The following is a 7,409-nucleotide window of genomic DNA, read 5'->3' as shown; positions in this document are numbered from 1 at the left end:
GCTTAAAACGACTACCCCGCCGAAGCATTTGCTTCTCAAAGTCAATCCTCATTCACGACGCAGTAATCGGTCTGTTCGTCAATCAAATTTTCTTTGCCGATAAACGCAATTAAGCCACTACCCAATATTCCTTTTCAAAGGGCTCTATTTGATACAGAACCTTAACGCTACAGTTGCCACTTATTAACCATTTTTAAAAGGATAGAGAAAAAAACCCGATGTAGTGATCGGGTTTTCTATTTAAGTCTTCTTGAATCAATCTATTCTGCTTCCTAACATTGTCGACGTTCAACGATATAATAACTTATCGTAGCGCTTATTTGGGCTCGAATAAAGATTAAAATTCTGGGAAATCCTGAATCTGGATATGCCGGACAATAATGCCCAGATTCCGCAAATAATCTTCCGAGTGACGACACAAAACCGGGTTTTTCTAATTCAGCGGAGGAAATGTATCCAATATGTCATAATCTAAAAATAAGCCTAAGTCACGCAGGTATTCATCGGTTTGGGTAATGGTGGAATGTCCGCATTGCTGCTGGATCAGTTTCATATCTTTGGTGGCCATGTACAAAGCAATGACGCCCGTATGTTTCCAGCCGTACAAGTCATAACCGGGCGGAAACCCTAAATAATCCAGCATCTTTTTATGGCGAGCGTAGAAGTAGCTCTCCCCTACCGGCTCTGGCCCAGGCTCACCTAATTTGGAGAAGATGTAGTAATAGGAAGGGTACTCCCTGATCCGCAGTTAGTAAGCAGCGCATTCAGGGGAGCTGGGATAATCTTATGGTTATTATCACCATCCTTACTATCCGTTGGGTTGATGTGCAGCGTCCGCTCAAACAGATGCCGTACCTTCACCAGCCGCAGTTCTTCGTGTGGTCTGGCAAATGTGTAGTAGATGCAATTTAGAAACAGCCAGAACTGATCGTCCCGATTCGCCTGAAAATAATCGACAATCTCCCCTATCTGGTCTTCCCGGAAAGGAATGTGCTGTCCAGAAGCAACCTTTTTCTTGGCAATTTCAGCCTCCTGAACAGGATTAGCGGTTATGATTTTTCGCTTCCGGTAAAACTCAAAGAAAGAGACTAACCAGCCCCGATGATTATTGAAGTTCCGGTTACCCATTTTCCGCTCACGGCTCAGGTAATCTGTAAAACCATATACCTGCGGCACCCCAAATAGCCGCAGTTTTATTTTGGCTAGTTTTTTATCCTTTAAGTAATTTCGGAACGTATTGCCACAGGTCTTATAGGTTCGTCTGGATGCTTTTGAGAGCGAACTGTGAATGGTATCCAGATAATAATCGATCGCTTCCTTACAAGCGATATCCTGCCTTAAATCGATAGGTGCTGAAGAAGGCTCCGGCTGGTCGACTGGTTCAAAATAAACTCCAGCCTTTAACTCTTCAGTCAACAACTCAATTACCTCTTTGGCATCGTGTAAACGTTCAGCGACAGACTTACCACTGATTACAACACGCTTACGTACCAGCTTCTCCCGCTGCTCAGACCAAACCCCATACTCAACCACCCACTGTTTGGCTAGGTCGTCGTCAGCGGGTTTGGAAAGAAAGGGGGGCTTATACGGGTAATTCTTTGGCATCTTTGGCCGCTGTAATCCGTGCTTATTGATGAGGAGCTTCTGCCATTTCTTTGCCATTAGCACCGCACCGAAAAACAAAAACGTCCAAATTGGGCTAATTTGGACGTTTTTTAGGGTGACCACGGGGAGACTCGAACTCCCATGCCGTGAAGCACCACCCCCTCAAGATGGCGTGTCTACCAGTTTCACCACGTGGCCGTTTTCGCAATCGAGGTGCAAATATAGCCTGTTGCGAATTGTTTGCCAAACAGAGTCTAATTCTTTTACTTTTTTCTAGTATTTATGGTCATAAATTGGCAAAAATTCCGTATTTTAGCTTTCTAAATTCACAGAAGAAATGGCATTTGAAGTAGTCGGAAAACTCATAAAAGTACTTCCTGAAGTTACTGGACAAGGTAAAAATGGGGCCTGGAATAAGCAAGAATTTGTATTAGAAACCCTTGATAGTCAATACCCTAAAAAAGTGTGTATGTCTATCTGGGGTGAAAAGGCCAGCGATCTGAAGCAGTTCGCGGATGGCGATATGCTAAAAGCTACGTTCAGCGCCGAATCACGAGAATACAATGACCGATGGTATACCGAACTGCGTGCCTTCCGTCTCGAACTGGCTGAGAGTGGCAACGAAGGTGGATACGTAGCACCGACCCGTCCCGCTACCCAACCACAGTCGGCTCCAACTCGTCAAAATCAGCCTACTCAGGCAGCATTTAACGCTGCTTTCGACGAAGAAAGCAACGATCTGCCGTTTTAATAGGATTTCCCGAATATAACGTAACGAGCAGGACGATATCATATTTTGTCCTGCTCGTTACGTTATATGGCACGTCAAATGCCATACGCATCCGGCAACGATTATGGGGCAATGCTATCCTAAACAATCAATTGGCTACAGACTAAGTCTGCTACTTAGTCTGCTCTCAACCGTTACGTTGGCGCAGACCGATTTGAGTGTTTCTGTTCGGCAGGCAGATTCGCTCTTCGCGAATGGCGATCAGGTACAGGCAGCTCGTTTGTACGAAAAAGCGCTGGCCGAAGGGCAACCAGCAACTGACCCCATGCTGTTAAAATTAGCCAATGCCTACGAGCGTCAGAACGATATTCCCCGGCTGCTCTATTTTTTGGACGTTTATTTTGAACGCCATCCAGATGACAGTGTACTACGTCGGCTAAGCGACATCGCTAAGGCGAATAACCTGAGTGGCTACGAAACGGATGACCTAAACTATTTTTATTTCTTCTACCGAAAATACAGTGCATATTTTTTGCTTTTTCTGCTGATTCTGGCCGGTTATGTTTTCGGTGTACTGGTGCTTAAGTTGGTACGTAAACAGCCTATTTCTTCGCGGCAGAAAGGAGTCGTATTTTTTTATTTATTATTGCTCCTCGTTTTCACCAATCTACCCGAAGGCGTACAATCGGGCATTACCAGCCGCAATCGCGTTTTGCTACGTACCGACCCGTCGGCAGCAGCTCCTGTGGTCGAGGTTATTGGCAAAGGCCATAAAGTTAATATCCTGGGACAAAAAGATATTTACCTGCGCGTACTCTGGCACAACGAGTTATATTTTATCCGCCGGGATAATGTGTGGTTAATTTAGTCGATAGTCACCAACATCAGAAACTGGCAATTACTAACTATCAATTAATCACTATTGACTGACGACTAGCTACTATCGACTCTTCAACGGTGAATCTTTCTCTTTAGCTAACGTATTGTAAACCAATTTGTCAGCCAGTGACGGGAGCCATTTATTGATAAATACAGTCAATTTTCCCTGAGTGGTCAGAATCAATTCGCGTTTGCGCTTTTTTACAGCTTTCAGAATGTGATCGGCGCATTCCTCGGCGCTCATCATCGACGATTCATCACGCATGGTTTCTCCTTTAGCATCACCGTGTGCATCCAGCGCAGAAAAGCGAATATTGGAAGCCGTAAAGCCGGGGCAAGCGGTTAATACGTGTACACCCGAGTGCAATAGTTCGGTACGCACTGCCTCCAGAAAACCGTTCATAGCAAACTTCGAAGCCGAATAACCACTACGTACCGGCAAACCCCGATAACCTGCAATAGACGATATTCCTACAATAGATCCTTTCGACTCCAGTAGGTATGGCAGGGCATAACGGGTACTATATACGGTACCCATAAAATTGATGTCCATGAGCTTCTGAAAAACCGCTGGATCGGTATCAATCAGCATCGACCGCATGGAAATCCCCGCATTGTTAATCAAAATATCCAGTCGGCCGAAGTGAGCAATAGTCTGCTCGATGAGTTGTTTTACGTCCTGCTCTACACTTACGTCGGCCGTCAGCGCAAGGACCCCAATATTTGCTTGCTGAAGTTCATCACGCACCACGAACAGGGCATCGGCTTTACGTCCGCAGATAACAATTCGGGCTCCTTCGCGACCAAAAGCAAACGCCAGCGCCCGACCAATTCCCGACGAAGCGCCGGTAATAAGTACAATTTTAGTATTCATTACCGGCAAAGTTAGGCGAATTCGACGAGAGTACTTCGTCCGCCTACCGATAATACCCAGGCTACCATTTTTCGATAGCAAAATTTCACATGATGGTTTCCGCGTGAGGAATAACGTTCAGAAACGAATGTACTGACTTCTGGTATCGATCCGGGTCGAGTTGATAATAAAAAGCCCCTTTTTTCGAATAACCTTTCTGTTTCTCGCTCAGTTTAATCAGCAGCTTGGTAGACAGGATTTTCCGGCTGAAGTTTCGTTTATCGAAATCCGTGTGATAAATGGCGTCATAGAGTTTTTTGAGCTGGGGGATGGTAAATTTATTGGGAAGCAACTCAAACCCAATGGGATGCTGCGATGCTTTATACCTTAGTCGCTCGATGGCCAGCGCTACCATATCGCCGTGGTCGAACAATAAATTGGGAAGGTTATAAATTGAAAACCATCTAGCCTTGAACGCTTCCGACAGTTTTGCAGCGTGATCAGCCAGTTTCACTAGCGAAAAATAGGCTACCGAAATAGTTCGCACTATTGGGTCGCGGCCAGGATTACCAAACGCATGAAGCTGTTCCAGATACACTTCCTTTAGTCCTGTCAGGTCAAACACAATCCTGGCTGCTGCCTGTTCGAGACTTTCCTGAGGTTGGAGCCAACCTCCCATCAGCGACCATGTTTTTTCGCCTACGCCACGTTCGACTAATAAAACATTAAGGCCTTCACCATCGAAACCAAAAATAATAGAGTCTAAAGCCAGCAGGTATGGGTGCTGCTCCTTGTATTGCGCTAACATATTGGTGATAATTTATTACGCTTTCACAAAAATAGTAACATTTATCGTACCAATTTTTTGATGTTATATAGTTGTAAGGTTATATAGTTGTAAAGTTGGCCAACTTTACAACTATATAACCTTACAACTATATAACTTTTTGTCACCTTTTAAAACCTACTTTGCAGTATATATTGATCGTTTCTGGCGAAAAGCAAAGAGTAGAAACTAAAATCCAACTTATTCGTATCAATTCGTTTCTCCAGACGTAGCACTGGGCTTCCGACTGCCACCTGAAGTTGTTTCGCAATGTCGGCCTCCGCTGCCATTGCCTGAATCTTTTGCTCGCCACCCGTAACCAGTATCCCATATTTGACACGTAGCAGATCAAAAAATGAACGATCGGTGAGTTGCTGGCGAAGAAAATTGGGTAAATAACGATTTGGCAAAATCATTTTCTCGCAGAAAACTGGCGTATCATTCACAGATCGAAGCCGTTCAACGTAGTAAAACAAGGTGTTCAGTCGCTCATTTTCAGGTGAAAATGACAGATCGTTTGGAAAAGGCCGCAGGTACGGTTTTGTTAAAATTGCTGTAGTAATTCGTTCGGCAGACCAATCGTTTGCGGCTACGTTACCATCCTGTGGTGAGTTGGTTTTCAGCGACATAACCCCCAATCCTATCGGAATTGGCAGCACAATACTTCCCTTACCCTGGTGTTTGCGGATGTATCCTCCCCGCACCAGCAGCGAAAGTGCCTGACGTATAGTCGGCTGGGTCATCCGGTACTGCTGCTGCAATACGCTCTCTGAAGGCAGCAAATCGCCCGGCTGAAATACCCCTCGGATAATATCCTGCCGAAGTGTTTCGTACAACTGCTGATAATTGGGGATACGGCTAACTGGCTCAGTGGTCATATTCACAAATATAGATCATGGGTCACGAATCGATTAAAACAGATACGTATCGACAGAAACTCCTGAAAACGATTCGCGTAAATCTCTTTTGATCTGCAAAAGAACCGAGGTAACGGCCTTTACTTTCCCAGCTTTTTACGTAGCATTGGCACAATTTTCAATTTCCTGTGTTTCTTTAATAAAAGCACCATTTCCATCACGCTTATCCAGAGTCAATGACCCTATCACTTAAAGACCTTACGCCCCGGCAGATTGTGGCCGAATTAGACCAGTACATCATCGGTCAGGGCGATGCCAAACGTAACGTAGCTATTGCCCTGCGTAATCGCTGGCGACGCATGAACAGCACTGCCGATATGCAGCGCGAAATCACTCCCAACAATATTCTGATGATTGGCGCAACCGGCGTCGGCAAAACCGAAATTGCCCGTCGTCTGGCTAAGATTGCCGATGCGCCGTTCGTGAAAGTTGAAGCCTCAAAATTCACCGAAGTTGGCTACGTAGGCCGCGATGTCGAGAGCATGGTTCGCGACCTGGTTGAGCAAGCGGTAAATATGGTTCGTGCTGCCCGAAAAGAAGCCGTTCGCGGTCAGGCGCAACAAATGGTTGAAGACACCATTCTGGACATTCTGATTCCGCCCGTAAAACCGGCGAATGGTCATCTGGGCTTTGAGAACGAGAAAAAACTCGATCCTGATGCCGAACTGAACGAGCGTACCCGCGAACGATTCCGCGAAAAAATCCGCTCGGGGGAGATGGACGACCGTAAAATCGACATCGACGTACAACAGAGTCAAACACCAAACATTGGCGTTATGGGCGGTGCGGTCGATGATCTGTCGATGATGAATATTCAGGAAATGATCGGCAACATGATGCCTAAGCGCGGAAAAAAACGCAAGGTGAGTATTGCCGAAGCGCGTAAAATTCTTCTGGAAGACGAAGCGGCCAAACTCATCGATATGGACGAAGTGAAAGAAGAAGCCATTCGAAAAGCCGAAGATGCCGGCATCATCTTCATCGACGAAATCGACAAGGTAGCGTCAGCCCGGTCGGGGAACGGAGGTGGCGGTCCTGACGTAAGCCGTGAGGGCGTCCAGCGCGATTTACTACCGATTGTGGAAGGCAGCGCGGTGAATACTAAATATGGCGTTATTCATACCGATCACATTCTATTCGTAGCTGCGGGGGCTTTCCACGTAGCAAAACCCAGCGATTTAATTCCTGAGCTACAGGGTCGTTTCCCAATTCGGGTGGAGCTGCAAAGTTTGTCGGAAGACGATTTTTATCACATTCTGAAAGAGCCACGTAACGCTTTAACCAAACAATACGTTGCCATGCTTGCCGCCGAGAGCGTAGAGCTAACTTTTCAGGATGAAGCGCTACGTGAACTGGCCCGTATTGCGTTCGAGGTCAACAGCGAAGTTGAAAACATTGGCGCCCGTCGGCTGCAAACGGTGTTAAGTCACCTCCTGAATGACTTCATGTTCGACATCCCCGACGTAATAGGGGCTAACGCAAAAGTCGTTGTAACGCGCGAAATGGTCAGCGAAAAGCTAAACGGGCTGGTGAAAAACCGCGATTTGAGCCAATACATTTTATGAAGTATGAGATATGATGTATTTGGTGGTATTAAAT

Annotated in this window: 9 protein-coding genes and 1 tRNA gene; 4 read left to right on the top strand and 6 right to left on the bottom strand. The window is 45.9% G+C overall.

The window, feature by feature from the left end; all coding sequences use genetic code 11:
- Positions 1 to 113, top strand: a 113-nt coding sequence (locus IC229_RS36200) for an IS1 family transposase (RefSeq protein WP_223834262.1), incomplete at its 5' end; no start/stop codon positions are given.
- Between the two features lie 320 nt (positions 114 to 433).
- Here the strand turns inward: IC229_RS36200 and IC229_RS29360 are convergent.
- From IC229_RS29360 to IC229_RS29350, 3 genes are all read right to left on the bottom strand, one after another.
- The gene (locus IC229_RS29360) at positions 434 to 643 is read right to left on the bottom strand and encodes a hypothetical protein (protein WP_190891629.1); all 210 of its coding nucleotides are present in this window, start codon (positions 641 to 643) and stop codon (positions 434 to 436) included.
- A gap of 56 nt (positions 644 to 699) precedes the next feature.
- Positions 700 to 1,605 (bottom strand): phage integrase SAM-like domain-containing protein, encoded by a 906-nt coding sequence (locus tag IC229_RS29355; protein WP_190891627.1) that lies wholly within the window; start codon positions 1,603 to 1,605, stop codon positions 700 to 702.
- 116 nt (positions 1,606 to 1,721) lie between these two features.
- Positions 1,722 to 1,803, bottom strand: a tRNA-Leu gene (locus IC229_RS29350).
- 139 nt (positions 1,804 to 1,942) lie between these two features.
- On the opposite strand from IC229_RS29350, the gene IC229_RS29345 reads away from it, so the two are divergent.
- Complete coding sequence (locus tag IC229_RS29345; RefSeq protein ID WP_190891625.1) at positions 1,943 to 2,356, top strand: DUF3127 domain-containing protein; 414 nt, start codon at positions 1,943 to 1,945, stop codon at positions 2,354 to 2,356.
- A gap of 103 nt (positions 2,357 to 2,459) precedes the next feature.
- Complete coding sequence (locus IC229_RS29340; protein WP_223834256.1) at positions 2,460 to 3,203, top strand: tetratricopeptide repeat protein; 744 nt, start codon at positions 2,460 to 2,462, stop codon at positions 3,201 to 3,203.
- A 72-nt stretch (positions 3,204 to 3,275) separates the two neighbouring features.
- On the opposite strand, the gene IC229_RS29335 is transcribed toward IC229_RS29340, so the two are convergent.
- The 3 genes from IC229_RS29335 to IC229_RS29325 form a co-directional block, all read right to left on the bottom strand.
- Positions 3,276 to 4,088, bottom strand: a complete 813-nt coding sequence (locus IC229_RS29335; RefSeq protein ID WP_190891623.1) for an SDR family oxidoreductase — start codon at positions 4,086 to 4,088, stop codon at positions 3,276 to 3,278.
- Positions 4,089 to 4,173: 85 nt separating this feature from the next.
- Positions 4,174 to 4,875 carry an NUDIX hydrolase gene (locus IC229_RS29330; RefSeq protein ID WP_190891622.1) on the bottom strand — a complete coding sequence of 234 codons (702 nt, stop codon included), beginning with the start codon at positions 4,873 to 4,875 and terminating at the stop codon, positions 4,174 to 4,176.
- Positions 4,876 to 5,024: 149 nt separating this feature from the next.
- Entirely contained in the window at positions 5,025 to 5,771 is a 747-nt protein-coding gene (locus IC229_RS29325; RefSeq protein WP_190891620.1) for a GntR family transcriptional regulator, read from the bottom strand.
- 215 nt (positions 5,772 to 5,986) lie between these two features.
- On the opposite strand from IC229_RS29325, the gene hslU reads away from it, so the two are divergent.
- Positions 5,987 to 7,375 carry an ATP-dependent protease ATPase subunit HslU gene (hslU, locus tag IC229_RS29320; RefSeq protein WP_190891618.1) on the top strand — a complete coding sequence of 463 codons (1,389 nt, stop codon included), beginning with the start codon at positions 5,987 to 5,989 and terminating at the stop codon, positions 7,373 to 7,375.
- Positions 7,376 to 7,409 lie beyond the last annotated feature (34 nt).

Origin of the sequence: Spirosoma profusum, from assembly GCF_014699005.1 — a bacterium.
Lineage (GTDB): Bacteria > Bacteroidota > Bacteroidia > Cytophagales > Spirosomataceae > Spirosoma > Spirosoma profusum.
The sequence above is the reverse complement of the archived record's forward strand: the minus strand, read 5'-3'. Positions and strand labels throughout refer to the sequence as shown.

Coding starts and splice junctions, on each gene's coding strand:
- IC229_RS29360 (WP_190891629.1), bottom strand. CDS start 643: ATGCTGGATTATTTAGGGTTTCCGCCCGGTTATGACTTGTACGGCTGG.
- IC229_RS29355 (WP_190891627.1), bottom strand. CDS start 1,605: ATGCCAAAGAATTACCCGTATAAGCCCCCCTTTCTTTCCAAACCCGCT.
- IC229_RS29345 (WP_190891625.1), top strand. CDS start 1,943: ATGGCATTTGAAGTAGTCGGAAAACTCATAAAAGTACTTCCTGAAGTT.
- IC229_RS29340 (WP_223834256.1), top strand. CDS start 2,460: ATGGGGCAATGCTATCCTAAACAATCAATTGGCTACAGACTAAGTCTG.
- IC229_RS29335 (WP_190891623.1), bottom strand. CDS start 4,088: ATGAATACTAAAATTGTACTTATTACCGGCGCTTCGTCGGGAATTGGT.
- IC229_RS29330 (WP_190891622.1), bottom strand. CDS start 4,875: ATGTTAGCGCAATACAAGGAGCAGCACCCATACCTGCTGGCTTTAGAC.
- IC229_RS29325 (WP_190891620.1), bottom strand. CDS start 5,771: ATGACCACTGAGCCAGTTAGCCGTATCCCCAATTATCAGCAGTTGTAC.
- hslU (WP_190891618.1), top strand. CDS start 5,987: ATGACCCTATCACTTAAAGACCTTACGCCCCGGCAGATTGTGGCCGAA.